Annotated in this window: 26 protein-coding genes and 1 tRNA gene; 13 read left to right on the top strand and 14 right to left on the bottom strand. The window is 64.4% G+C overall.

The features are described 5' to 3' along the window. Positions 1–31: 31 nt before the first annotated feature. The 7 genes from ACVJGD_RS11530 (at position 32) to ACVJGD_RS11500 (ending at position 7,292) form a co-directional block, all read left to right on the top strand. Complete coding sequence (locus ACVJGD_RS11530) at positions 32–1,234, top strand: c-type cytochrome (RefSeq protein ID WP_456640229.1); 1,203 nt, start codon at positions 32–34, stop codon at positions 1,232–1,234. 222 nt (positions 1,235–1,456) lie between these two features. After that, positions 1,457–1,624: a hypothetical protein gene (locus ACVJGD_RS11525; RefSeq protein ID WP_456634454.1), complete on the top strand. Its 168-nt coding sequence runs from the start codon at positions 1,457–1,459 to the stop codon at positions 1,622–1,624. A 2-nt stretch (positions 1,625–1,626) separates the two neighbouring features. Further along, on the top strand, positions 1,627–2,205 hold the full coding sequence (locus tag ACVJGD_RS11520) for a cytochrome C oxidase subunit II (RefSeq protein WP_456634453.1): 579 nt from the start codon (positions 1,627–1,629) through the stop codon (positions 2,203–2,205). Then, entirely contained in the window at positions 2,195–3,820 is a 1,626-nt protein-coding gene (locus tag ACVJGD_RS11515) for a b(o/a)3-type cytochrome-c oxidase subunit 1 (RefSeq protein WP_456634452.1), read from the top strand. Before ACVJGD_RS11520 ends, ACVJGD_RS11515 begins: the two co-directional genes overlap by 11 nt. Beyond that, positions 3,817–4,608 carry a c-type cytochrome gene (locus ACVJGD_RS11510; RefSeq protein WP_456634451.1) on the top strand — a complete coding sequence of 264 codons (792 nt, stop codon included), beginning with the start codon at positions 3,817–3,819 and terminating at the stop codon, positions 4,606–4,608. Before ACVJGD_RS11515 ends, ACVJGD_RS11510 begins: the two co-directional genes overlap by 4 nt. Positions 4,609–4,850: 242 nt before the next feature. Next, positions 4,851–5,840: a transglycosylase SLT domain-containing protein gene (locus ACVJGD_RS11505; RefSeq protein WP_456634450.1), complete on the top strand. Its 990-nt coding sequence runs from the start codon at positions 4,851–4,853 to the stop codon at positions 5,838–5,840. A 276-nt stretch (positions 5,841–6,116) separates the two neighbouring features. Beyond that, positions 6,117–7,292: a DUF2336 domain-containing protein gene (locus tag ACVJGD_RS11500; RefSeq protein ID WP_456634449.1), complete on the top strand. Its 1,176-nt coding sequence runs from the start codon at positions 6,117–6,119 to the stop codon at positions 7,290–7,292. 154 nt (positions 7,293–7,446) lie between these two features. On the opposite strand, the gene ACVJGD_RS11495 is transcribed toward ACVJGD_RS11500, so the two are convergent. The 5 genes from ACVJGD_RS11495 to ACVJGD_RS11475 form a co-directional block, all read right to left on the bottom strand. After that, positions 7,447–8,028 (bottom strand): Hpt domain-containing protein, encoded by a 582-nt coding sequence (locus ACVJGD_RS11495; RefSeq protein WP_456634448.1) that lies wholly within the window; start codon positions 8,026–8,028, stop codon positions 7,447–7,449. 20 nt (positions 8,029–8,048) lie between these two features. Beyond that, positions 8,049–8,594 (bottom strand): response regulator, encoded by a 546-nt coding sequence (locus ACVJGD_RS11490; RefSeq protein WP_456634447.1) that lies wholly within the window; start codon positions 8,592–8,594, stop codon positions 8,049–8,051. 82 nt (positions 8,595–8,676) lie between these two features. Next, positions 8,677–9,456 carry an NAD kinase gene (locus ACVJGD_RS11485; protein WP_456634446.1) on the bottom strand — a complete coding sequence of 260 codons (780 nt, stop codon included), beginning with the start codon at positions 9,454–9,456 and terminating at the stop codon, positions 8,677–8,679. A 113-nt stretch (positions 9,457–9,569) separates the two neighbouring features. Continuing rightward, positions 9,570–11,702, bottom strand: a complete 2,133-nt coding sequence (locus ACVJGD_RS11480) for a CHASE2 domain-containing protein (RefSeq protein WP_456640228.1) — start codon at positions 11,700–11,702, stop codon at positions 9,570–9,572. Positions 11,703–11,917: 215 nt separating this feature from the next. Beyond that, positions 11,918–12,586: a hypothetical protein gene (locus ACVJGD_RS11475; protein WP_456634445.1), complete on the bottom strand. Its 669-nt coding sequence runs from the start codon at positions 12,584–12,586 to the stop codon at positions 11,918–11,920. 287 nt (positions 12,587–12,873) lie between these two features. On the opposite strand from ACVJGD_RS11475, the gene ACVJGD_RS11470 reads away from it, so the two are divergent. Beyond that, positions 12,874–14,463 (top strand): S10 family peptidase, encoded by a 1,590-nt coding sequence (locus tag ACVJGD_RS11470; protein WP_456634444.1) that lies wholly within the window; start codon positions 12,874–12,876, stop codon positions 14,461–14,463. A gap of 353 nt (positions 14,464–14,816) precedes the next feature. On the opposite strand, the gene ACVJGD_RS11465 is transcribed toward ACVJGD_RS11470, so the two are convergent. Both ACVJGD_RS11465 and ACVJGD_RS11460 read right to left on the bottom strand, forming a co-directional pair. Further along, positions 14,817–16,154: an IS1182 family transposase gene (locus ACVJGD_RS11465; protein WP_456633186.1), complete on the bottom strand. Its 1,338-nt coding sequence runs from the start codon at positions 16,152–16,154 to the stop codon at positions 14,817–14,819. A gap of 654 nt (positions 16,155–16,808) precedes the next feature. Further along, positions 16,809–17,351 carry a tetratricopeptide repeat protein gene (locus ACVJGD_RS11460; RefSeq protein ID WP_456634443.1) on the bottom strand — a complete coding sequence of 181 codons (543 nt, stop codon included), beginning with the start codon at positions 17,349–17,351 and terminating at the stop codon, positions 16,809–16,811. A gap of 287 nt (positions 17,352–17,638) precedes the next feature. Here ACVJGD_RS11460 and ACVJGD_RS11455 point away from each other — a divergent pair, with 287 nt between their 5' ends. The 4 genes from ACVJGD_RS11455 to ACVJGD_RS11440 all read left to right on the top strand — a co-directional run bounded on the left by ACVJGD_RS11455 (position 17,639) and on the right by ACVJGD_RS11440 (position 19,937). After that, entirely contained in the window at positions 17,639–17,914 is a 276-nt protein-coding gene (locus ACVJGD_RS11455; protein WP_456634442.1) for a His-rich protein BRANT, read from the top strand. Positions 17,915–18,124: 210 nt separating this feature from the next. Further along, the gene (locus tag ACVJGD_RS11450; protein ID WP_456634441.1) at positions 18,125–18,550 is read left to right on the top strand and encodes a hypothetical protein; all 426 of its coding nucleotides are present in this window, start codon (positions 18,125–18,127) and stop codon (positions 18,548–18,550) included. Between the two features lie 284 nt (positions 18,551–18,834). Beyond that, complete coding sequence (locus tag ACVJGD_RS11445) at positions 18,835–19,551, top strand: outer membrane protein (protein WP_456634440.1); 717 nt, start codon at positions 18,835–18,837, stop codon at positions 19,549–19,551. 146 nt (positions 19,552–19,697) lie between these two features. Further along, positions 19,698–19,937, top strand: coding sequence for a hypothetical protein (locus ACVJGD_RS11440; RefSeq protein ID WP_456634439.1), 240 nt, complete (start codon positions 19,698–19,700; stop codon positions 19,935–19,937). On the opposite strand, the gene ACVJGD_RS11435 is transcribed toward ACVJGD_RS11440, so the two are convergent. The 7 genes from ACVJGD_RS11435 to ACVJGD_RS11405 all read right to left on the bottom strand — a co-directional run bounded on the left by ACVJGD_RS11435 (position 19,914) and on the right by ACVJGD_RS11405 (position 24,217). Next, on the bottom strand, positions 19,914–20,210 hold the full coding sequence (locus ACVJGD_RS11435) for a hypothetical protein (RefSeq protein WP_456634438.1): 297 nt from the start codon (positions 20,208–20,210) through the stop codon (positions 19,914–19,916). The two genes, ACVJGD_RS11440 and ACVJGD_RS11435, sit on opposite strands and share 24 nt — an antisense overlap. A gap of 334 nt (positions 20,211–20,544) precedes the next feature. Then, positions 20,545–20,940: a hypothetical protein gene (locus tag ACVJGD_RS11430; RefSeq protein WP_456634437.1), complete on the bottom strand. Its 396-nt coding sequence runs from the start codon at positions 20,938–20,940 to the stop codon at positions 20,545–20,547. A gap of 162 nt (positions 20,941–21,102) precedes the next feature. Beyond that, positions 21,103–22,971: an acyltransferase family protein gene (locus ACVJGD_RS11425; protein WP_456634436.1), complete on the bottom strand. Its 1,869-nt coding sequence runs from the start codon at positions 22,969–22,971 to the stop codon at positions 21,103–21,105. 61 nt (positions 22,972–23,032) lie between these two features. Then, on the bottom strand, positions 23,033–23,212 hold the full coding sequence (locus tag ACVJGD_RS11420; protein ID WP_456634435.1) for a hypothetical protein: 180 nt from the start codon (positions 23,210–23,212) through the stop codon (positions 23,033–23,035). 107 nt (positions 23,213–23,319) lie between these two features. Further along, positions 23,320–23,472, bottom strand: coding sequence for a hypothetical protein (locus ACVJGD_RS11415; RefSeq protein ID WP_456634434.1), 153 nt, complete (start codon positions 23,470–23,472; stop codon positions 23,320–23,322). A gap of 102 nt (positions 23,473–23,574) precedes the next feature. Continuing rightward, positions 23,575–23,649, bottom strand: a tRNA-Thr gene (locus ACVJGD_RS11410). Between the two features lie 121 nt (positions 23,650–23,770). Beyond that, positions 23,771–24,217, bottom strand: coding sequence for a hypothetical protein (locus ACVJGD_RS11405; RefSeq protein ID WP_456634433.1), 447 nt, complete (start codon positions 24,215–24,217; stop codon positions 23,771–23,773). Positions 24,218–24,433: 216 nt separating this feature from the next. On the opposite strand from ACVJGD_RS11405, the gene ACVJGD_RS11400 reads away from it, so the two are divergent. Next, a complete protein-coding gene (locus tag ACVJGD_RS11400) occupies positions 24,434–25,129 on the top strand; it encodes a HoxN/HupN/NixA family nickel/cobalt transporter (protein WP_456634432.1) in 696 nt (231 codons plus the stop codon). The last annotated feature ends 38 nt before the right edge of the window (positions 25,130–25,167 follow it).

The following is a 25,167-nucleotide window of genomic DNA, read 5'->3' as shown; positions in this document are numbered from 1 at the left end:
GATCGTCTTTCTGGCGCTGTGCTTCGCCGGCATGACGGCGGCAAGTGCGCAGCAGAATCCGCCTGCCAATGCCGAGCTGCTCAAGAAGGGTGAATATCTCGCCCGCGCCGGCGACTGCATCGCCTGCCATACCGCGCGCGAAGGCAAGACCTTCGCCGGCGGCCTGCCGATGAAGACGCCGTTCGGCACGCTCTACACCTCCAACATCACGCCCGATCCGCAGACCGGCATCGGCACCTGGACCTCGGACCAGTTCTACCAGATGATGCATAACGGCCGCTTCCCTGACGGCGGCCTCGTCTATCCCGCGATGCCGTTCGGCTCCTACACCAAGGTGACACGCGAGGACTCTGACGCGATCTACGCCTATTTGCGTTCGGTCCCGCCGGTGAAGCAGGTCAACAAGCCGCATGAATTGACCTTTCCGTTCAACAACCGCTCGCTGATCATCGGCTGGCGCACGCTGTTCTTCAACGAAGGCGAGTTCAAGCCCGACCCGACCAAATCGGCGGAATGGAACAGGGGCGCGTATCTGGTCGAAGGCCTCGGCCATTGCGGCATGTGCCACACTGCGATCAACGCGCTCGGCGGCAGCTCGGAGTCGCAGGCGTTCGAGGGCGGCCTGATTCCGATGCAGTACTGGTACGCGCCGTCGCTCACCTCGAACAAGGAGGCGGGGCTGGGCGACTGGAGCATCCAGGAGATCGTCGACTATCTGCGCACCGGCGTCTCCGCCCGCGGCGCGGTCTACGGGCCGATGGCGGAAGTCGTCTACAACAGCCTGCAATACCTCAACGACGAGGACATCCGCGCGATGGCGGTCTACTTGAAGGGCCTCGCGCAGGGCGCCTCGCCGGACAAGCCGCCGCCCGCGATACCGTCTGCTGAGAGCAGCCTTCTGCTCTCGCTCGGCAAGCAGATCTATGATCGCGATTGCGCGAGCTGCCATGGAGCGACCGGGCTCGGCATGCCGCCGCATTATCCGCCGCTTGCCGGCAACCAGTCGATCCAGATGTCGTCGGCGGTGAATGCCATCCGCATGGTGCTCAATGGCGGCTATCCGCCGGGCACCGCGGGCAACCCGATGCCCTACGGCATGCCACCCTTCGCGCAGCGCCTGTCCGACGATGAGGTCGCCGCCGTCGTCACTTACATCAGGACATCCTGGGGCAATCGCGGCGCACCGGCCTCGGCGCGTCAGGCCAACGAATTGCGCACGGCCACGCTGAAGTAGAGCATGATGGGATCAGGTCGAATTGCATCCGCGATGCACGCTGCTCTCCCTCTCCCGCTTGCGGGGGAGGGCGGGGTGAGGGTGTCTCCGCGGGCGAGAACCCTCGTGGGGAGAGAGCCCTCACCCGGATCGCATCTTGCGATGCGATCCGACCTCTCCCGCAAGCGGGAGAGGTGAAGTGAGCGTGCTGCTGGTTCAGCCCAATCGCGATAGAGGTTCTCTATGACGGATCCATCTTCGCAACAGCACTCGTCAGAGGACGAGGCGGTCGACGCCATCGTGCGCGAGGGCCCGAGCGGCGCGATTGCGGTGGCGGGAATCGCGACTGCGATCGTCGTCGCGTTGTGGTTCGCCTTCTATCTCTTCGTCTTCCTGCCGCGGAGCGCCTGATCGTGACCAGCGAGACCGATCACAGTCACGGCGCGCATGGCCTCGGCGAGGCCGTTGCCGCGCGCATCGAGCGGCGCTGGGCAGCGTTGTCGATCGTGATCGTCGGCGTGCTCGTCGGCTTGGCCGCCTTTTTCGGCATCTACCATGCGACGATGCCGCAGGGCCGCGTCGAGACCGCCGATCCCACGACCTTGCATCTTTCCGGCGAATTCGTCGAAAGCAATCTCGGCAGCGCGCTGGAAGCCGACGGTTCGGTGACGGTGCGCGCGATCGGCCAGCAATATTCCTTCACCCCGCAATGCCTCGTGGTGCCCGCGGAAACGCCGATCACCATCCGCGCCACCAGCGCCGACGTCGTGCACGGCTTCCTGATCGAGGGCACCAACATCAACACCATGCTGGTGCCGGGCTATGTCTCGGATCTGCCGATCCGCTTCAATGCGCCGGGCGAACACGTGATGCCCTGCCAGGAATTCTGCGGCATCGGTCATCAGGGCATGTGGGGCAAGGTCAAGGTGGTCGACCAGACCGCGTTCCGCAACATGGCGGCGAGCAAACGGAGGCTCACCTGTGTTGATTAACAAGCGGCTGATCCTGGCGCATTTCTGGCTCGCCTTCATCGTCTTCGGCGCGGCGCTGGTGCTCGGCGCCTGGCAGATGTTCGAGCGCAGCCCGCTGAACGTCTGGCACTTCAATCCGGAATTCTATTATCGCTCGGTCACGGCGCATGGCACGGTGATGGGCTATGTCTTCCCGACCCTGATCGCGATGGGCTTTGGCTACGCCATCAGCGAAGCGGCGCTGGAGCGGCCGCTGGTCGGACGGCGCTGGGCCTGGGCCGGCATCATTCTGGTCGCGATTGGCAGCGTGGTCGCGATGATCCCGGTCTCGCTTGGGCTCGCTTCCGTGCTTTACACCTTCTATCCGCCGATGATCGGCAATCCCTTTTATTACATCGGCGTCGTTCTGGTCGTGGTCGGCTCATGGATCTGGGTCGCGCTGATGTCGATCAATCTCGCGGCCTGGAAGCGCGACAACCGGGACAAGCCGGTGCCGCTCGCGATGTTCGCCAATGTCGCCGGTTCCTATCTCTGGGGCTGGACCGCGGTCGGCGCCGCGCTCGAGCTCATTTTCCAGATCATTCCGACCGCGCTTGGGCTCACGACCACCATCGACGCGGGATTGGCGCGCGTCTTCTTCTCCTGGACCTTGCACGCCATCGTCTATTTCTGGCTGATCCCGACCTACATCGCCTACTACACCATCTTCCCGCGCGCGATCGGCGGCCGGCTCTACAGCGACGCGATGGGGCGGGTTGCCTTCATCCTGTTCGTCGTCGTCGCGATGCCGATCGGCGTGCATCATCTGTTTGCCGATCCACAGGTCGGCGCCGGCTTCAAGTTCATGCATTCGGTGTTCACCGGCCTCGTCGCGCTGCCGACGCTGCTCACGGTGTTCACGATTGTTGCGTCCGCGGAGATCGCGAGCCGGCTGCGCGGAGGCAAGGGCGCCTTCGGCTGGATCGGCGCACTGCCATGGAAGAATCCGATCATGCTGGCGACCGCGCTGTCGCTCGTGATGCTTGGCTTCGGCGGCGCTGGCGGCCTCATCAACATGAGCTATCAGCTCGATTCCACCATCCACAACACGCAATGGGTCACCGGCCACTTCCACCTGATTTTCGGCGGCGCCATCGTCATCATGTATTTCGCGATCGCCTATGACCTGTGGCCGCATTTGACAGGCCGCGCGCTGGATAGCCTTGGGATGATGCGCGCCCAGCTCTGGCTGTGGTTCATCGGCATGATCGTCACCACGTTCCCCTGGCACTATGTCGGCATCCTCGGCATGCCCCGCCGCATGGCGTTCTATGACTACGCCAACCCCGCGATCTCGCCGCAGGCCTTCTCGGTGACGATGTCGGCGGTGGGCGGATTGATCCTGCTGACGTCAGGGATACTGTTCCTGATCGTGCTGATCCGCGGCCAGTTCGCGCCGAGAGGCGAGGCGGGCGCCTGGCGCTTCGCCATCCCCTTGCACATGCCGGCGCGCATTCCGGTTGCGCTCAACAGTTTTGGATTGTGGCTGGCGCTGATGATCGGGCTGACGGTCGTCAATTACGGCTACCCGATCGGCCAACTGATGGCCGTGAAGAACACCAGCGTGCCCGCCGTTTATGTCGGAGCCAGCAGATGAGCGAGGACGAGCTCTATTCGCCGCGCAATCCCTGGTTCAGCATCAGCGTCGGCATCACCGCCGCCATCGCGGTGCTGTCTGCGATCGTGGGATTGATCTGGCTGCCGCTGCTGCAGCCCGATCTGAAGCTTGCCGGCATCTGGGACGCGATCTGCAGCGCAGCGGGCGTGCCCAACCTGCCGAGGCAGGCCGGGGTAGTCCCGCCCGCGTTCAAGACGTCCAATGTCGTGGTCACTCCGGACATGTTGACGCGGCAGGACCAGGTTTCGATCGGCCGCGGCGCGACGCTGGCGCAGCGCTGCGCGATCTGCCACGGGCCGCAGGGCGTAAGCGACGCGAACTCGCCGAACCTTGCCGGGCAGTACGCCGCGGTGACGTACAAGGAATTGAACGACTTCAAGACCGGAGCGCGGGTCAACGTCGTCATGAGCCCGTTCGCGGTCAACATGACCGACCAGGACATGCGCGACGTCGCCCTCTATTACGCCTATCTGCCGCGTGTGCCTTCCAGCCAGGTCAATCCAGGCCTGCCGCCGCCTGCGATCGTGGTCACGGGCGCGCCGATGCGCAACGTTCCGCCCTGCGGCTCCTGCCATGGCGAAATCGACATCAAGGCCGGCAGCCCCTGGCTCGGTGGCCAGTCCGCCGTCTACATCAAGGCGCAATTGCAGGCCTTCGCATCGGGCACCCGCCGCAACGACATCAGCGAGCAGATGCGCAACATCGCCCGCCAGATGACGGCGGAAGAGATCGATCAGGTCGCACGCTATTACGAGGCGCAGCCGTAAGGTGTCCACCCTCATGGTGAGGAGGCGCGCCTTCGCACCGTCTCGAACCATGAGGCCCCGCTCTCATCCGCGGCCCATCCTTCGAGACGCACGCTTGCGCGTGCTCCTCAGGATGAGGTCGGTGTCCGCCGCCTTAACCTCCCATTAACCATACTTGCCGCAGGGTATCGGAGGGAGCTGCGCCGATGACCGGCGTTCATGAGGCCCACGCGAGCGTTTCGCGAGGAGCGGGGCATCCATCGATGGCGATCGACATATTCAATGCCGGGGCTGCGGCAGGTGTCGAGGCGACGCGCGCGAAGATCGCGGGTTCGATCAAGCTGGCCGCGTCCACCACCGGCACGAGCTTTCAATACCTGCTCACGACCGCCAAGATGGAATCCAACTTCAATCCGAAGGCGGCGGCTTCGACGTCGTCGGCTCGCGGGCTCTATCAATTCATCGACCAGACCTGGCTCGGGACCGTCAAGGAAGCGGGAAGCCAGCTCGGCTATGGCAAATATGCCGACGCCATCACCAAAAATTCCGACGGCAGCTATTCGGTCAGCGATCCCCGGGCGCGCGACGCGATCATGCGGCTGCGTGACGACCCGGATGCCTCGTCGGCGATGGCGGGCGTGCTGACGCAGTCCAACAGCTTCAAGCTCACGGGCAGCATCGGCCGCCGTCCGAGCGATGCCGAGCTCTACATGGCGCATTTCATGGGTGTCGGCGGCGCGGCGAAACTGATCTCGAGCGCCGAGAACAATCCGAGCGCCAACGCCGCGCAGATGTTTCCGAAGCCGGCCGCGGCCAACACGTCGATCTTCTATGAGCGTTCGGGACGCGCCCGCAGCGTGTCGGAAGTCTATTCGGTGCTGAGCGCGCGTTATGCCGGCGCCGCCAACTCCAGCGACACCCGCACTGCTTTCACTGCTGCCGGCGGCGAGATTGCGACCGCGCCCGCGACGGCGCTGTCGTTCGATAACGCCGCCTATCTCTCGAGCTTCCCGGACTCGCGCGCGGTGACGCCGGTGGCCGGCTCGCAGACGGCATCCGCTCCGGGCGATCCGATGTTCCGCTCGCTATTCCAGGCCGGCGACCGCGCCGAGCCGATCTCGCCCACCGTTCAGGAATTGTGGGGGCGCCCAGCCCAGGTCACGACCGCCTCGCTCTCCGGCCAGACTCCCGAAGTGCGGCCTCCAGGCCGGCTCGACCTCTTCAGCGACCGCAACGGCACGTTCTCCGGCTGACGCTACGTGCGCCCGTAGTCGCTCCTCATGGTGAGGAGCCGCGAAGCGGCATCTCGAACCATGAGGCCCCGATCTCGCCCGTGGCCCATCCTTCGAGACGCGCGTTCCGCGCTCCTCAGGATGAGGTCGGAGGGCGCGGAGGCGTCCTTTCACCATTAACGAAACGTCAATAAACCCAAAGAGTTATGGTGAACTCTTTGTTAAGCGTCATGGTTTATCTTTTGTTACATTGGCACCGCATCACCGTGCCGTTTCGTTGCGTAAGCCGGAAGGACCATGATCGTTCGGCAGTTCATCAATTGGATCAGGACCGCTCCGGCAGGGGAGCGGGCCGAGGCCACCCGGGCATTGGCGCGGGCCTGGTTGATTTCAGATCTTTCCGAGGACGACCGCATCGCCGCCGAGGGCGCGCTGTTGATGCTGCTCGACGATCCGTCGCCGCTGGTGCGGCGGGCGATGGCCGAGGTGTTTGCGCGCAGCGCGGAGGCGCCGGCGGCCATCGTGCAGGCGCTCGCGCTCGACCAGCCCGGAATCGCGCTGCCGGTGCTGGAACATTCACCGCTCCTGATCGATGCCGACCTCGTCGACATCGTCGCGACCGGCGACAATGAGATGCAGTGCGCGATCGCGCGCAGGATCAATCTGCCGGCATCTGTCGGCGCGGCGATCGCCGAAGTGGGCTGCGCCGCCGCCGCGCTCGAATTGATCGAGAACGCCCATGCCGAGCTTGCGCCGTTCTCCTGGGATCGCATCGTCGAGCGGCACGGCCATCTGGCCGCGATCCGGGAAGCGATGCTGGTGCTGGAAGGCCTGCCGGCCGCCACCCGCATGGCGCTGGTGGCAAAGCTGTCGGAGACGCTGGCGCAGTTCGTGGTCGCCCGCAACTGGCTCTCCGCCGACCGGGCGGGGCGCATTGCCAGCGAAGCGCGCGAGCGCTCGACCGTCCACATCGCGGCGCGCTCGCGCGGCGAGGAGATGCGTGGTCTCGTCGCGCATCTGCGCACGACGGGCCAGCTCACCGCCGGCTTGATCCTGCGCGCGCTACTCTCGGGCAATCTCGAACTGTTCCATGCCGCGCTCGCCGAACTCTCCGGCCTGCCGCAGGCGCGCATCGCCGCACTGTTGCATGACCGCGGCGTCGCCAGCCTCGATGCGCTATTGATCCGCGCGGGGCTGCCGGAATCCACCTTCGCTGCCTTCCGCGCCGCGCTTCAGGCAAGCCATGAGGCCGGCTATGTCGACAGCATCGACGGTGCGGTCAGGCTGCGCCGCCGCATGGTCGAGCGCGTGCTGACCCATTGCGAGACCGACCGGCAGGCCGCCGAGCCGCTGTTGATTCTGCTGCGCCGCTTCGCCACCGAGTCTGCACGCGAGGAGGCGCGGCTGTTCTGCGAAGAGCTGGTCGCCGAAGAAGCGATCGCGCCGCTGCAGCACGATTTGATCGCAGCGTAAAGCTGCGCTGTCGCTACAAATCGGATGTCGTCCCTGCGAAAGCAGGGACCCATAACCACAGACGGTTGTTGTGACGCGAGCAAGCGGTTGCTGCGGAGCACATCACAAAGGCCTGTGGTTATGGGTCCCGGGTCAAGCCCGGGACGACAGAGAGCTACTCCGCCGGTGCGATGCTCGGCGCGAGGATGGCTTCGAGATGTTCGGGGCGGTCGCGGTTGACCTTGACGAGGAATTCATCCGCGATGCCGCGGAGCTGCCGGCTCAGCGCGCCTGCCATCACGGTGGTGTCGAGCTTGGTGCGCTCGCGCACGATCGCCTGGATCGCGTTGATGTGGTGGGTGATCAGCTCCGGCGGCACCTGATCGAGATCGGGGGCGTGCTCGATGATGCGGCACAGGCTTTCGGCGGCCGCGCCGGCGGAGGGGAAGCCGAAGGTCGCGGCGTCGCCCTTGATGTCATGGGCGGCGCGGAACAGCTCTTCGCGCGTCTCGTGGGAGAAGCCGTGGCGCAGCACCACGGCATGCGCGGCCGACAGCCGGTCGGCCTCGATCGTCATCCATTGCTTGAATTCGCCGGAGAGATCCGCGAGCGCCTGCTCGGCGCGCGCGACGGGATCGTCGTGATCGATGTCCGGAGGGATGCGGCGTAAGACCTTGCGCAGCGGGTTGGGCTGCCTGATCACATGGTGCGTGGCGAACGTCTGGATCTCCAGCGTGCCGGGCTTCTCTTTCGCCATGATGACCTCCTTGATGCCCGCTAGATGCTGGAACGCGCCTTATCGAGCAGCGACGGCTGTTGCATCACTTCCATCTCGCCGCCGACGCGGCGCTCGGGCCCGATATAGGTGGTGCTGTTGTTGCGGCGGCGATCCGGGCCGAAATAGGTCTTGGTCTTGATGAAGGGGCGGGGATTGGCGACGATGTTGAGGATGCGCTGATAGAGTCCCTTGGCCGAGATCGGCTTGGCCAGGAATTCGGTGACGCCGGCATCGCGCGCCACCGTGACGCGCCGCTTCTCCGAATGCGCTGTCAGCATGATGATCGGCGCATAGGGATTGGCGTTGGATTCCGGCTGCCGGATCATCTGCGCGAGCTCGAGCCCGTCGAAGATCGGCATCGACCAGTCCGTGATGACGATGTCGGGGACGTAGTGGGTGTACATTTCGAGCGCGGTGGCGCCGTCTTCCGCCTCATAGACTTCGCGCGCGCCGAACGAATGCAGCAGCGTCCGCAGGATGCGGCGCATGTGCGGATTGTCGTCGCAGATCAGAAACCGCAGCTTGTTGAAATCGATGCGATACATGTCCCGCCCGGCCCAAACGGCATTACCCGACGTTAACCATATCGCCGGGCCGGTTAAGGAAAGGTTGCAAGCAGGCGGGGGATCAATAGCCGAACTGCTCGCGCAGGATGCGCTCTTCCAGGCTGTGGCCGGGGTCGAACAGCATCCGCATCGAGATCGTCTTGTCGGTCAGGACCTCGACGCGGCTGACGTCCCGCACCTCGTCATGGTCGGCGACCGCCGCCACCGGACGCTTTTCGCCTTCGAGAACCTCGATCACGACAAATGCCGAATTCGGCAATAGCGCGCCGCGCCAGCGCCGCGGGCGGAAGGCACTGATCGGGGTCAGCGCGAGCAGGGCGGCGTTGATCGGGATGATCGGTCCCTGCACCGAGAGGTTATAGGCGGTCGAGCCGGCGGGGGTGGCGACCAGGATGCCGTCGGCGATCAGTTCCGGCATCCGCTCGTGCTCGTCGATCAGGATGCGCAGGCGCGCGGCCTGGTAGGTCTGGCGGAACAGCGCGACTTCGTTGATGGCATGATGCAGGTGCACCGCGCCATGGATGTCGGTGGCGCGCATCAGCAGCGGGCTGATCAGGGATTCCCGCGCCGCCGTCAGCCGTTCGCGCAAATTGTGGGTCGAGTATTCGTTCATCAGGAAGCCGACGGTGCCGCGATGCATGCCGTAGATCGGCTTGTCCGTGCGCATGTTGGCGTGCAGCGTCTGCAGCATCAACCCGTCGCCGCCCAGCGCGACCACGACGTCGGCGTCCGCCGCATCGCAATTGCCGTAGAGCGCGGTCAGTTGCGCCAGCGCGGCCTGCGCCTCGGCGCCGCCGCTCGCGACGAAGGCGATCTTCTCATATCGCGCGGGACTGGTCATGGGACGACAAGCTCGGCTCTGATGGCGCGCGGGTTTCCGCGCCGCGCCCCTCTATACGGCTTGGCCGCACTTGTCGAGATCAGAACACCGTCATTTCCGGTCGCAAGCCTCCATCATTTCTCCTGCAGTGTGCGGATCGGCTCCCAGTCGGCGCCCGGCTGCTGCCGGGCCATCTGCTCGGCGCGGTCGCGGAACAGGGCGGCCGACTTGTCCGTCCCGGCCGCACGGGCGAAGCAATCGGCGGCGCGGCGAAACTCGCGGTTGCGCCAATATACGAGGCCATCGGCATAAGCATTCATCTGCGCCTGCTGCGCTTCCGACAGCTCGTCCGACCGTGCCATCAGCTCAAAGATCTTCAGCGCCTGGTTGCGTCCCTTGACGCGGATTTCGTCGAGCTCGCGCCAGGCAAAACCGCTGCCTGCGAGCGCCACCGTCGCGTCCGAGACGATGATGGTGGTGCCGTAGAACTTGTTGGCGCCTTCGAGCCGCGAGGCGAGGTTCACCGCATCGCTCATCACGGAATAATTGAAGCGCCGCCGCGATCCGAAATTTCCGACCAGCGCCTCGCCGGAATTGATGCCGATGCGCTGTGTCAACGGATGATCGCGGAAGACCGGCGAGGTGGCGTTGAGTTCGGCAAGTCGCGCGCAGCAGTCGAGCGCCGCGCGCGCCGCGTTCGCGGCATGATCAGGATCGTCGACCGGCGCGCCGAACACCGCCACGATGGAATCGCCGATATATTTGTCGACGTAGCCGCTATTGGCCTCGATGATTTCGGTCATATCGGAAAGATACTCGTTCATCAGCGCCATCAGCCGGTCCGGCGGCATGTTCTCCGCGATCTCGGAGAATCCCGCGAGGTCGGAGAAGAACACTGTGACCTCGCGCGTCTCGCCGCCGAGCTCCGGCAGCTTCTTCGAAGACAGCATGCGGTTGATGACATCAGGGGCGAGGTAGAGCGCAAAGCTCTTCTGCAGCAGCCGGCGGTCGCGATCGGTGACCGCGAAGCGAAGCCCGACCATCGCCGCGAGCGCGGCCGTGCCTGCCGCGAACGGCTCGACCAATGGTAGCGCTAACGCTTGGGTGAATGCGAAGGTCGCGCCGGCGAGCCCGAGCGCGCTCATGGCTGCGACGGAGAGGACGGCGGCAAGCGGCTTGAATAGGCGCGCCGCTGTCGCGGCGAGCGCCGCGAACACAAAGGCGATCAGGAACGTCGGCAGCCGGCCGAGCTCGACCACCGCGTTGCGGCTGATCAGGTTGTTGACGGCGGTGGCGTGGATATAGACGCCCGCGATCGTACTGCGCGCGATGCCCGGCGCGCCCGGCGGACTGGCGTCCGGCGCGCAGCGCGGCACATGGCGTCTTTCGCCTCCGGTGGCAAAGCGTTTGGATGTCAGCCGGCGATCCTCGATGTCGAGCACGGTGCCGATCAGCACCACCTTGCCGTCGAACCAGCGCCGGAAATAATCCTTCTCCCCCTTGGCGGCGCAGGCGCGCAGGTCGGCGAAGGAGAACGTCGGAATGTCGTCAGCGCCGCCGGCAAAATTCAGCGTTATCGTGTTCGGCACCGGGCTTGGAGTCTGGTAACCGGCGAGCGTCACGTTGCCGCCGGCATCGATGTCGGGCGTCGTGGCAAGTGCCCGCGATGCCAGTTCGAGCGCCATGCCGGTAATCCGGGCGTCGCCGACGACAAAGGTCAGCGGCACCCGCCGCACCGTGTCGTCGCTATCGGTATGGACGTTGAGCGGACGGATGTTCTGCTGCTGGCGGACGGCGACGCGCTGACCGGGGGAGGGACGGATCGGCTGGTCGCCGCGCAGGATCTCACCGAGCACGACCTTGCCGGATGTCGAGGCGGAGGCAAGCGCACGCAGGAAGTCGCGATCGAAGCCGCGCACCTTCTCGCCCAGCACGCCGTCGCCAAATGGAATTTGCGACAGCTCGATCGAGGTCGGGATCACCAGGTCGAAGCCGACCACCCTGGCGCCGCCATCGACGACGGCGCCGAGCACGCGGCCGATCTCGCCGGTCCAGGTCAGCGTCGGCGATCCCTTGAACGGTGCCGCGCGATAGCTTTCCTCGTCGATCGCGACGACGACCGCAGGCGAAGCGGCAGGGTCGGGCGTGCTCGCGAACATCTTCCAGCGCAGCGCAGTCAGGATATCGAGCGACAGGCCGCGGATCGGCTCGAGCGCGGGCGAGACGGAAAGTGCGGCGCAGACGAGCGCGATTGCGGCGACCGTCATCACCTCGCGCGCGGTGCGGGCGATGCTCAAGGTCGTGGGCCCGAGCTCGCTCTTACCTCTCCCGCTTGCGGGGGAGGTCGGCGCGCAAGCGCCGGGTGGGGGCTCTCTCCCCACGGTCGAACAGCGTGAATCGCGGAGATACCCTCACCCCAGCCCTCTCCCGCAAGCGGGAGAGGGAGCGCAGCATCCATCGTGGATGCAGTTCTCATCACACCCTAATTCATCCGCAGCAGGCGGCCGACGATCGGCGTGGCGCCGGGCTTGGCTTGCGGGTCGACCCGGAACACGATCTGCGACGACTTGAAAGTGGCGGCGTAGAGGCCGCCGGGGACCAGTGCACCGTTCTCCCGGGCGAAATCGAAGAACCTGCCCTTGAGCTGGGTGCCGCCGAGATCAACCTGCTGACGCTCGCCGGGGACGTCGAGGCGCCGCACGATCAGCGTGCCGCGTCCCTTCGCTTCCACGAATGGCGAAGCGCCATAGAGGGTGAGCTGCGGCTGTGGCAACACGGTCTTGTTGGCATCGACGCTGCGCAACACGGTGGCGGCGACCGCGCTGGTGGCCCGTGTCGTGGCGTGCGTCTGGTTGGAATCGCAATCGGTCTTCTCGCCCTTGACGTTGGCAAGATGCACGACGCTCTCCTCAGTGCCGACGATCACCGTGCCGATTCCGGAAATCGTCTCGCGCCGGCAGGACGTCATATAGCTCAGCACGATCGAGCCGCCGTCTGCGATCTTGATGACGGTCTTCGGGGCCACATAGTCCATGAACTCGGCGCCAGTGACCTTGCCTTGCACGTCCTCGACGACGGCCACAGGTGGCTCGGCCGCGGCCGGCGAAGCCAGCGCCAACAGCCCGACACAAATAGCGATCGCTCGTTTCATTTTGGGAACCCCTCGAAGAAAAGTCATCGCGCTTTAGTCGCGGCGGCGCCGTTTTGGTTCTGCGGGATAGTTGGGCTGGCAACCTTGTGGATGTGACGGATATCACTCAACCGTTGTCGCGGACAACCTGATCGGCGCGTATTGTCGCAGGCCTGTCGCATTCATCGCAGGTCAAACCGGCTGGCGCGATTGTGATTTCCACACAATTCCTCCCATTGTGTAGCTGCATCCACGATGGACGCCGCCTCTCTCTGCTGCCGGCGGGAGGGCTACGAAGGAAGTGGGACATGGCAAGCTGGATCGGAACAGAGCGCCGCGCGCGCACGCGCGTGATGGTCGCGCTGCTCGCATTTTCGGTCGTGAGCGGCGCGTGGGCGCAGGACGCTAGCGACGCCCCCCAACCATCATCGCAGTCGGCTTCGCCGACAACGCAGGCGCCGGCTGGTCGGAAAGGAGGCGCCGACCGCAGCGCGGCAGGCAATCCACCGTCGGCCTCCGAGCAGCACCGCCTGCCGCCTGACTCCACGACCAAGCAGACCTTGGCGCTGCCGGGACGTACCCTGGAGTTCACGGCCACCGCGGGCTCGATCCGCCTGTTCGACCAGAAGGGCGAGCCGCAGGCCGATATCGCCTACACCTCCTACCAGCTCGACGGCACCGATCGGGCCAACCGCCCGGTGACCTTCCTGTTCAACGGCGGCCCGGGCGCATCGTCGGCCTGGCTGCAGCTCGGCAGCGCCGGACCGTGGCGGATTTCGCTGGGCGGCGAGGGGGCGGTGTCGTCGGCGTCGCCCGAGCTGGTGCCGAATGCGGAAACCTGGCTCGACTTCACCGATCTCGTCTTCATCGATCCCGTCGGCACCGGCTATAGCCGTTTTGTCGCGACCGGGGACGATGTGCGCAAGCGCTTCTTCTCCGTCGACGGCGACGTCAACGCGATCGCGCTGGTGATCCGTCGCTGGCTCGAGAAGCACGATCGGCTGCTGTCGCCGAAATATGTTGTGGGCGAAAGCTATGGCGGCATTCGCGGGCCGAAGATCGTGCATGACCTGCAGACCGAGCAGGGCGTCGGCGTGAAGGGATTGATCCTGCTGTCGCCGCTGCTCGATTTCCGGGAATTCCAGGGCACGAGCCTGCTGCAATATGTGATTAGCCTTCCCACCATGGCGGCGGTGGCGCGCCAGACGAAGGGGCCTGTGACGCGCGGCGACCTCGCCGAGGTCGAGAATTATGCGCGGGGCGATTTCCTGGTCGACCTCGTCAAGGGCCAGGCCGACGACGAGGCTACGACGCGGCTCGCCGACAAGGTCGCGGCCCTGACCGGCATAGATCCGGCGGTGAGCCGCAGGCTCGCGGGGCGCTTCGGTGTCTCCGAATTCCGCAGGGAATTCGATCGCCGCAGTGGCAAGGTGATCGGGCGCTACGACGCGTCCGTCGAAGGCTTCGATCCCAATCCGGATTCGAGCGCATCCCGCTTCGGCGATCCTTCCGGCGATCCGCTGATTGCGCCGCTCACGAGTGCGGCGGTCGACCTCATCAGAGGCCGGCTGAACTGGCAGCCGGACGGATCCTATCAATTGCTCAACGGCCGGGTCGCCGGCTCCTGGGATTTCGGCCGCGGGCCGAATCCGGCCGAGTCGGTCTCGCAGCTCCGGCAGATTCTCGCGCTCGATCCGAAGCTGAAGCTCCTGATCGGTCATGGCCTGTTCGATCTGGCGACCCCTTACTTCGGCTCGAAGATGGCGCTCGACCAATTGCCGGCCTATGCCAGCCCGGACCGCGTCAAACTCGTCGTCTATCCCGGCGGCCACATGTTCTACTCCCGCGACACCTCGCGCCAGGCATTCAGAGGCGAAGTCGAAGCGGTGATGAAGTAGCTATCGAATCTACGAGCGCGCTTCTTACCAGCACTCCAACAGCGTGCACGCTACTAGACCCTCATGGTGAGGAGGCGCGAAGCGCCGTCTCCGGACGATGCTTCGCATCGCCTTGAGAACCATGAGGCCCCGCTCGCACTCGCGGCCCATCCCTCGAGACGCCGCTGGCGCGGCTCCTCAGAGGGTGAGAATGATTCGCCTTGTCCGGAGAATTTTACATGTGATGGGCTGGAAGGCACAGACCGTAAAGCTTTTCGGTTGAGCCGGCGCCGAATGACCGCGATCTGACCTCCGGGCCGGTGCTGCGGCTGCTGCGGCGCTTTGTGGGCACCTGCTGGCGTGGACGCCTCTGTTCATGCCGCGACCTGCGCCTTGGCGTGCAAGGCGAGGAAGCGCATCATGTTGTGAGCGACGGCGAACCACAGCAGATGGAGGCGGGCCTTGATCTTGCCGCGCAGGGTTAGCTGGCGCAGTCCCATGCGGCGGGCATGGGCATTGATGCATTCGTGCTCGGCGCGCAGTCGGTAGAATGCCTTACCGTCCTTGCTCTGCATGCGTTCACGCCAATCCGCGACGCCAACACCGTCACCCTGCTTCGGCGCATAAGGGTCGGTGCCGTGCCTGGTTTGCCCCGCCGGGCACCACAGTTTGATATCTTTGGCGTGGGCCCACTCGATGTCGTCGTTCTTGGTGAAGCCGCCGTCGACCAGATAGTTGGAGGGGTCGTAGCCTTCAGCGTGCACCGTCTCGATCCCCGGTTGCGCCAGGCCGCGATCCGAGCCGCTGGTATCGATGTCGACCGCAACGATCACCTGGTGTTCCGGCGCCGAGATGATCTGCATGTTATAAGCCGGACGCCACCCACCATCGGCCATCTTCATCACCCGCGCGTCGGTATCGGTGGTCGAAGCGCGCGGCTCCTTCTGCTTGGCCACCTGGTTCTTGTTGGTCTTCTCGCGCCGCTCCCGCTCGACCTCCAGTTCCTTCATGCGCTGCTGCGCCGCCGCGATCCGCGCCTCGCGCTCGCGGGCGCCACGCGCCTTCGCCGCCCGCTGGCGACGATCGCCAGCCGCCGGATCCGTCTCGGCTTCAGCGCGCAGGCGCGCCACCCGCGTCTGCGCCGCGGTGAGCAGATCATCAAGCCGCGCGCGCCGGCGGAAGGAACTCGCCCCGGCACCCGCGCGCACCCGCAAGCCATCCTGCGCCAACGTGTCGAGCGACACCAGGCCAGCTTCCACCATGGATGCGACCCCCTGCGCCAGCAGCCGCTCCAGAACTGCCATATGCGCGATCCGGAAGTTCGACAGGCTGTGATAGTTCATCGACACCCCGCCGCATAACCAGCGATAGACCAGATGATCGCGGCACAGCCGATCCAGTTGGCGGGCGCTGCCCACCCCATCGACCGTGGCCCACAGCCAAAGCGCCAACATCAGTTCCGGTGCTGCTGGCGGATGTCCGGGCTGGCCCTCGCGCGCCTTGATCACCTCGTGCAACGCCGACAGATCCAGCCCCTCGACGAACGCCCAGACCGAGCGGACCGGATGATCCTCCGAGATCAGATCGTCCAATGCCGCCACCTGCATGCCGATCTGACTGCGTTCCGGCACCCGCAGCCGCAGCGCACCACGCCCTTCGGCCTGCGGTCTTTCCTGCTCAGGTAACCCCTCGAACAATTGCTCGTCAGCCATCGTCAGCCCCTGCCTCGCGCGCAATGCAAGCGAATCACAGCACCGCGGCTGTGGCAAATGCTCATTGCCTAAAGATTCTCACGCTCTCGGGATGAGGTCCGTCGTCGCTTCGTCGCGCAAGAGACGCAACGATATTCTGCGGCTTACTTGAAGTTGCTGTTTTTGCGCGATCGGGCAGCGATTCTGCCGCATGACGTGCATCATTTAGAATGATGCGAAACTCACGTTTTCTAGAGTCGTGATTGAACCTGATGATGTGTGGTTCTGACCAATTCAGTGCTGGGGATTTCAGGGCCCAGTGACTACCAACGCCACCAAGCAATTTTCATTGCGCTCGGTGGCGTTTATTTTTGGCTCGCAATGACGATGTGGTCGCTTTAGGTGCGACAAATCAACCCGACGATCTCTCCCCACGTCGTCCCGGGCTTGCGTGCCGCGGCGAATCCCCTTGGCGTAGCCGGGACCCGGGACCCATAACCACAGGCGTTTGTGGTGTGCTCCGCTGCAACCGCTTGCTCACACCACTACACCTCCCTGTGGTTATGGGTCCCGTCTTTCGACGGGACGACACCGGTGTGAGACGCGACAGAAGCCGGACATGGTGGGCACGGCGCTAAGCGCGCCTTTGCCCACCCTACAGCACAGCTACTTGCCTCAATACACCAGCCCGGTGCCGGGCGGCTTCTCCAGCGCGGCGGCGAGCGAGCGGTATTCCTCGCTGTTGGTGCCGGCGAGCTGGGCGATGCGGTTGAGATGATATTGCGCCTGGTCGCGGTTGCCCTGTTCGACCTGCCACAGACCGTAATACTGCCAGGTCTTGACGTGGTTCGGATCGGCCTTCAGCGCGCGCTCGTACCAGACCTGCGACAGCTTGTAGTCACCGAGCTTGCGGTAAGAATAGCCGATCAGGTTGGCGACCGCGGCGGTGTCGTCGTGGTGCAGCGCCTTCAACTGGTCGATCGCGTTGGCATAGTCGTGACGGTCGTAGATGGTGGCATAGGCGGCCCGATAGCCGTTCTCGAATGCGGCCTGCTCGACGCTCGGGCGAATCTCCGACTTCTTCTTCTTGCCTTGGGTCGGGGGCGGCGGAGGCGGATTATTATCCGGATTGGCGTAGACCGGGGTAACGACGGGCGCCGCCGTGAGCGTCAGCGACAGCACGGTAAACATCAACAGCCTGATCGCGAATTTCTGCATGCCTCTCTCCTGATAGTCAGCCCGCCGATCCTATACCGCGGCCCGCTTCCTTGAACACCCAGTGGTCCGAAACATTCCCGTTTCGGTACGCCATTTTGAAACTCACACCTCGCACCTCGCAGACGCGACGTCGTCACGGACATGACCAGAATGTCATGGAGATGAACGAATTCCGTCCGCGCGTTTCAGGATGGGTTCAGCGCCGCCTGCGTAAGGTCATGGGCATGATCGGCGAGCCCCGGCCATCCGACCGGAGATCTCCACGATCCCTGGAAGAGGAGACAACCATGCTCAAGACCATTTCCGCGGCGCTGCTTGCGGTGTCCGTGATGGCGGCACCCGCGTTTGCCGGTACCTATGGCAAGACGACCCACGCGCCGGTGATCAAGTCCGAGCTGGCGAAGTCGAAGGTGCTGAATGCCAATGCCCAGATGGTGCGCCACCACAAGCACCATCGGTACGTTCGCCATCACCGCCACCACAAGCACATCGGTGTGATCAAGACGCATGTGACGCCGAAGGTCGCGGTCAAGCACGTCGTGCGGCCCGCCAAGCGCGGCTGAATCCGGTCTTCACGACTGGTCCGTCCGCCGCGGCTCTGATCCACATTGCCCCACCGCGCCGGCGGATATCAGGCCCACCCACGGCCATTGCATCCCCAATGGCCGTGGGCTGGTGCATTGAGCCGCGGGGCCGAGATCCGAATTCCCTTTCGCCGCCGGCCGGTCTAAGAAACCGCCGGGACAAATATTCGACTTTGGGGCGAAAGGAACTTGGGGACGAAAGCAAGACTTACGGCGATCCTGCTGTTGCCGGTCGCGCTCGCGGCCTGCGCGTCGAGCAGCGATGACAGCAGGCCGATCAGCTTCACCGATGACCGCGGCGTGTCCGACCAGCCGTATCCGAAGAATTACCGCGCCGAGACGGTGGCGTTCATGCACACCTATCTCAACGACCCCACCGGCGTGCGGGACGCGGCCATGGCCGAGCCGGTGCAGCGGACGGTCGGCGGGCGGCTGCGCTACGTCACCTGCCTGCGCTTCAGCGCCCGCGACTCGGACGGCGCCTACCGGCCGACGCGGGAGCGTGCGATCGTATATGTCGATGGTCGGCTCGACCGCGTCATTGAAAATGCCGGCGAACCTTGCGCCGGCGCGACCTACGCGCCATTTCCCGAGTTGGAGAAGATGTCGCGGTAGCGGCGGTTCGGTGGCCGGAGGGTTACCGTGACCGGATCACTTTTCGGCGAGGATTGAACCTCGGCTTAGTCAGATCCGACATCCGTTCTGGTGGCCGGGCCTCCGGGTTAACCGGAGGGAAAATTCTTCCATGCAATGGAACCGACGGGTGACGTTGCGGCGCTGTCACAGTTACGAACACGTGATGCTCTGGCGGTGCCCCAAAGCAACCTAATTGAAGTCACGTTGTTTGGATTGATGTCGCGACGTGAGTAAACGGGGAACTGAGTAAACGGGGAACTGAGATGAAGAAGACTTTGCTTGGCGCAGTCGCCCTGGCCGCATTCGCCGGCCCGGCTTTCGCGGCTGACATGCCGGCACGGCCCTATACCAAGGCACCGCCGCCCCAAACGGCGCCTGCGTTGGTTTACAATTGGACCGGTTTCTATATCGGCGGGCATATCGGCGGCGCCTTCACTGACGGCAGCAATCTGCTCGGCAGCGACGCGCGCTTCCTGGGCGGCGTGCAGGGCGGTTTCGACTATCAATTCGCGCCGAACTGGGTCGTGGGCGCCGAGGCGCAATACTCCTGGCTGACCGGCAACAGCAATAGCGGCGTCGTGTTCCCGGCTGGAACGGTGGTGACGGGCAATACCGACCAGCTCGGCTCGGTGACCGGCCGGATCGGCTACACCTGGGGCCCGGCGCTGCTCTACGCCAAGGGTGGTTACGCCTGGCGTGACAGCAACAATATCGGCGTCTCCTTCGCCGGCGTGCCGCAGCCTTTCACGACCGACGGCAATCGCAAGGACGGCTACACCGTTGGCGCGGGTCTCGAATACATGTTCGCGCCGAACTGGTCGGCCAAGGCCGAGTATCAGTATTACAATTTCGGCCACACCACCTTCACCTCCGGCCCGCCCGAGATCGTCGGCTCCCGCTTCCGGGACGACGAGCATACGGTCAAGGTCGGCGTGAACTATCGCTTCGGCTGGGGCGGCCCGGTCGCTTCCAAATACTGATTTGCGGATTTCGAGGGCCGGCTTTCGCCGGCCCTTTCGCTGCTATCGAGCGACAGGGGCCTGCGCAAAATAATTTTTGCAGTGCACGGAACTTTCACGCTTGATGGTCTATTATGCTGGCCGCCGGGCCAGGTGGACACACGAACATGCGTGCTTTTGCGTTAGGGTTGATTTTCTCTGCGGCGATATCGCCATGCCTTGCCCAGGCCGTGCTGAAATCCGAACCGCTGGTTCTTGCACCCTACGAAGTCGCCTTTGTCCAGGATCCGGCCTGCGGGGTCGGCAAGGTGCTCAAGGTCACCGGCGCGATCAGGGGACTGCACCGGCGCAAGGTGTGCGTGACGCTGGCCTCGGAGCAGGCCTCACTGGTGAGCGCGACGCCGTAGGGCTTTCTGGGGCGGCTCAGGCGGCGAGAGCTGCGGCTCGATCCGCGCTTCGCGTTCGGCATCGGCCTTGTTCTTGGCGGGGTCCTCGTTCGGCTCCGCCTGGCAGGGCCTGATCTCGTAATCATTGTCCAGGACCGGTCGCGGGGTGGCCTTGTCGTCGTCCGTCGCCACATCGACAACCAGGCCGCTCTTCCGGGCGACCTTCCAGACATCCGCCTCGGTCGGATAGGCCTTGCTCAGCTTGGCTTCCTTGGAAAACAGCGCGTAGGGCATTCTTGCTTCTTGGCTCCGCAAATGCAGTCAACGCCAACCCCGCCCCCCGGGTTTCAGCATATGGGATCGCCTCTTGCTTCATGCCCGGTTGAGGGCAGCGGCCACCCCGCCTTGAGTCCCTAACAAGTGGTGAATCCCGCCAAAAAGAATCCCCGAGACTCCGGCGCTAGAATCGCCTGATGGTCCGCGCCATGACAACGGTCCTGCACACATCCAGCGAACGCGTGCATGTCGCGCTCACGGTGGCGCTGCTGGTGGCCTCTGTGGCCAATATGCTGCTCGTATGGGCCTGGCTCTGACCGCCAGGACGCCACCGGGGCCGTTGGGGACTATTCTATTCGGTGGAGCGAGGTGGCTCGATGCCCTCGCTGAGGGTGGCGCGGACCTTCGCCATCGTCGCTCGGCAATATTCCTCGCGCTCCCGTATGAAGCGCTCCTGGTGGGCACGGAAGCTTGCCACCCGCGCACGAATTTCGGACTGGAAATCGCCGGGCAGGTCCAGACCCGCCACCTGAAGCGGCTTTGGCTGAGGCGGTTTGGGCTGGACGGCGACCGGGATCGGTGTCGGCGGCTCGGCCAGCACGGCTTCGACGTTAACCACCGTGGTGGCCATCGTCGCGCGCACGGTCGTTTCAGTGGCCGGCGACAACAACTCGGCCTCGGGCTTCTTGCCTGTCACCGATTGCACGAACGCCATTGTCTGGGCGATCAGGAGATCGCGCTCTTTCATCCATTTCATGGCACACCTCGGCCTCAATTAACCCCAGCAGAGCTTGTCTCCGGAATCAAGCATCGCAGGTTACGGCGGTCCCAATTTCCACCGAGGTGACAAATGGGTAACACCGGGTCAATCGGGAGAGGTCGTTAACCATAACGGGGCGCGGCGCGGCCCTTACGGGCGTGGAGGAAACGTCAGCAACTCCTTGCCGATCGCGCTGATGAGAAACTTCGAGCCGACGTCGGAGAGATGCACGGTATCAGTGATCAGCACCTGGTTGGCGTCGGTCCCGATTCCCGTCAGACAGCCCGCAGCATTGCACAGCGTATGCCAGGCAGAGATGTACTCGATCCCTTCGGCCTTGCTGAAAGCCTCCATCCGCTGGTCGTTGTCCAGGCCCGATACGCCCACCGCGATTCTCTCCGGGATCTCGTGCGAAAACCGGTAGTGATTGACGAGCGTATGAGGAAGCGTTCGCTTCCAGACGGGGAGTGGACCCAGGATGACGATGCGCGAGACCTTGCTGGCGCGCAGCCGCGCGATCGTCTCATGCAGCTTGCCAAGATCGTTGTTCGTGCCCCACATGGCATGGAGCAGCACGACATCCGGATGCGCAGACTGCAGAAAACCGAAGGCGATGCGATGGACTTCGTCGCAGCGTGCGTTCGCGCCCGAATCCAGGATCGGCGCGCAGCCCGGTGCGTTGAACCTAGCCAGCCGGAATGACCCCCTCGCGGCCTCCGCCGCTTTGAGGCCCGGATAGAGCGCGGCAGCGGTGGAATCGCCCCACAAGAATACGAGCGGCTGCGTACCTTGCTCGATGCAGCCGGCGTTGAATTCAGCGCCCGGCGCTTCCAGGAAGCATTTGTCGCTGAATCCCGCATTGTCCTTGGCTTGCGTCCGCGCGATCGCCTGCACCTCCGCGGGAAAACGAAAATCGAATCCGGCCGCGGCAATGGTCACGACGCCGGCAATACCCACCAGCGCGAGACCGAGCGCGAGTCTCTTGACCGCCCGGTGGTAGTGGCGAAGCGGAATTTCGACAAAGCGGAATGTCAGCCAGGAAAGAATCACGGAGACGGCCACCGCCGCCCAGATCTCCATGACGTTCGGCACGCCGTTGCGCAGAATGCCGAGATAGGACAGGACCGGCCAATGCCAGAGATAAAGCGGGTAGCTGATCAGTCCGATCCATACCATTGGACGGTTCGACAGCAGCATCTTGTTCACCGCCGAATTTGGCGTGGCGATCAGCAGTACCGCGCCGAACACCGGCAGCGGGGCATAGAGGCCCGGGAATGCGCTGGTGCGATCCAAGAGCAGTGCCGGGCCAAGGATCGCGGCAAGGCCCAACGGGGCAAGATAGTCGCCGATCGGCTTGTCCCAGCCATCGCTCTTCTTTGCGAGCGCCAGGTGCGCCAGAAGTCCGCCTGCGAGCAATTCCCAGGCGCGTGTGAGCGGTGAGTAGAACGCTGTGGTCTCGTGGCCGAAGAAGATACTCAAGCTGAAAGCGAACGAGACCAGCGCGATGACCGCGATCCATCGGCCGCGATTTCCGGCTATCGAGAGCAGAAGGATCGCCGGCGGCCAGAAGATATAGAACTGCTCTTCGACGCCCAGTGACCAGAGATGCAGCAGCGGATTGTCCGCCGCGGCAGGCGCGAAATATCCGGTCTGCCTGAGCTGGAACAGATTGGCCGCAAAGGCGACGCCCGCGGCAATGTTCTCGCCGAGCAGGACGAATTGATCGGGCAGCAGCGCGAACCATCCGACCAGATAGGTCGCGGTGAGCACGATGACGAGCGCTGGAAAGATGCGGCGAATGCGCCGCGCGTAGAAATCGGCGAACGAGAAGGTGCCGACATCGACCCGCGTCAGGATGATCCGCGTAATCAGGAAGCCAGAGATGACGAAGAAGACGTCAACGCCGATGAAGCCGCCCGGCACCAGCCAAGGCTGCGCGTGATAACCGACGACCAGCAGGATAGAGATTGCCCTCAGGCCGTCGATATCGGGCCGGTACGGCGTTTCGTGATGCACCATTGTGCGGATGGTGTACCCGGTCCACGCCGACGCCGCCAGAGCGGCGGGCGAGCACAGCCATTCAGCCTGTAGTCGCCGCTTCGGTGATCCGTTCTGCCGCCTTTGCTTCGATCAGGTCGGCGTAGCGGCCATATTCATCGGCCATTTCGAGCAGTTTTTCGCGAACCTCTGCATCAGTGACCTGATGGGCCAACCGCTTCGCCTGCTCGGATTGAAACCGGTAGTGTTGTGTGTCGGACATGTCGCACCTCGAACGTATGTCCAGCACAGTCCGCAAAGGTTCACTAAAGCGTTTTCGAGCGAAGTGGATACCGGTTCGCGTCAAGAAAACGCGTCAAAACAAAAAAGCTACGCAGCGGCGGGCTTCTTGTCCTGGCGGACCTCGACGTCGCACCAGCCCATCTCCTTGAGTTCGTGCGCCTTCTTCAGCGCTGCATCCTCGCTCTCGCGCTTCAGGATGATCTGCCCGGTGCCGTCGCGGGCGTAGATGAAATAAGTCATTCTCAAAATCCTGTTGGGCTGAAATACGTGCGCAGTCCGCCTCCGATAGCAGAAATGACTTGAAACGATCTGAGCGCAAAACACGGCGCTTTGATGGGCGGGTGGTGCCGGCTGAGGGGATTGAACCCCCGACCTTCAGTTTACAAAACTGCTGCTCTACCGCTGAGCTAAGCCGGCGATTTCGGCCGCTCGCATATCAGACTTGTGGGCTCAGGGCCAGAACCTGAGGGGAGCCAGGCGAGACCGCGCAAGGAAAAGGCGGTCGATCGGCCGCCTTTTCCCCAACTCGTCGATTGCGTTACTGGCAGGGGTGGCGGCGGCCATCCTCGCCGCGGAACCAGCTGCCGGGCGTGCAGACCATGCCGTTACGCTCGGCATAGCTCTGGGTGTAGTAACCGCCCCGGTAGCCGTTGTCGAAGCCGGCAAACGGCGCGGTTGCGACCGCGGCTGCCGTGCCGACGGCGCCGCCGACAACTCCGGCCGCGACGTTGCCCGGCCAGAAGCCGCGGCCGTCGTCCCAGCGGGCGTAGCTGTTGTTCCAGCTATTGTTGTACCCATAGGCGGCGGCGCGACGCTGCTGGTAGTCACCCGTATAGGGATTTCCCGGTCCTTTGTTCTGGCAATTGGCGTTCGGATAGAACTGCGCGCAATAGCCGGGATTGTAGATCACCTGTTGCGCCCCGGCGGGAGCGGCCAGGGCGGAAGCAAGCAGCGCGGCGGCGCCGGCGATAGCGAGTTGTCTCATGTGAGCTCCTCTCGTTGAGATCGCAACGGAAACCAAGCGGCCGTGCAGGCGGCCTGTTCCAACGATCCTGTTCACGCGATTTCAAACCCAGGTGATCGCATCAGGCGCATAGGAGAGCTGGTACTCGCGGACGTTGACGCGCCGCCTTTGTTGAAGGAGTGGCCTGACAACGGCCGCGACTTCGTGTCAAATGGGGGCCTCGAGCGGACGGGGCGCATGTTTGGAATTCTGGGACTTGGTTTTCTGCTGGGCATGCAGCACGCGCTCGAGCCCGACCACATCGCCGCCGTTTCCAGCATCGCTGCGCGCCGGGCCCATGTCGGCGACATCCTCAGGCATGGGCTGACCTGGGGACTCGGCCATACGCTCACGCTGTTCTGCTTTGCGGGCGTTGCCATCCTGCTCGGACACGCGATCCCCGAGACGGTGGTCCAGCCGATCGAGGCCGCCGTCGGCATCATGCTGATCGGGCTCGGCACCCATGTGCTGTGGCGTCTGTGGCGCGACCGGGTCCATTTCCACCGCCATGGCCACAGCGACGGCACGGTGCATTTCCATGCCCACAGCCATGCCGGCGAGACGACGCCGCATCGTTCCGCCACGCATGTCCACGCGCACGGCTTTCGCTGGCGCACGCTGCTGGTCGGCCTGATGCACGGCATGGCCGGCTCCGCGGCGCTGCTGGTGCTAGCGGTGTCGCAAGCCTCGAGCCCGGTCGTCGGATTGGGCTACGTCGCCCTGTTCGGGATCGGCTCGATGGTGGGCATGGGCGCGCTGTCCACCGTGATTGCGGTGCCGATCGCGGCGTCCGCGCGCTGGCTCACCTGGGCCAATCGCGGCCTGCAGGGCGCGGTCGGGCTTGCGACAATCGCGATCGGCGTCAACACCATCGTCGAGACGCTGCTGGCGTAAGGGCCCGCACTTACGGCGTTAACAAATCCTGATCGCGA

The sequence above is a fragment of the Bradyrhizobium sp. USDA 10063 genome (assembly GCF_054063735.1).
The sequence above is the reverse complement of the archived record's forward strand: the minus strand, read 5'-3'. Positions and strand labels throughout refer to the sequence as shown.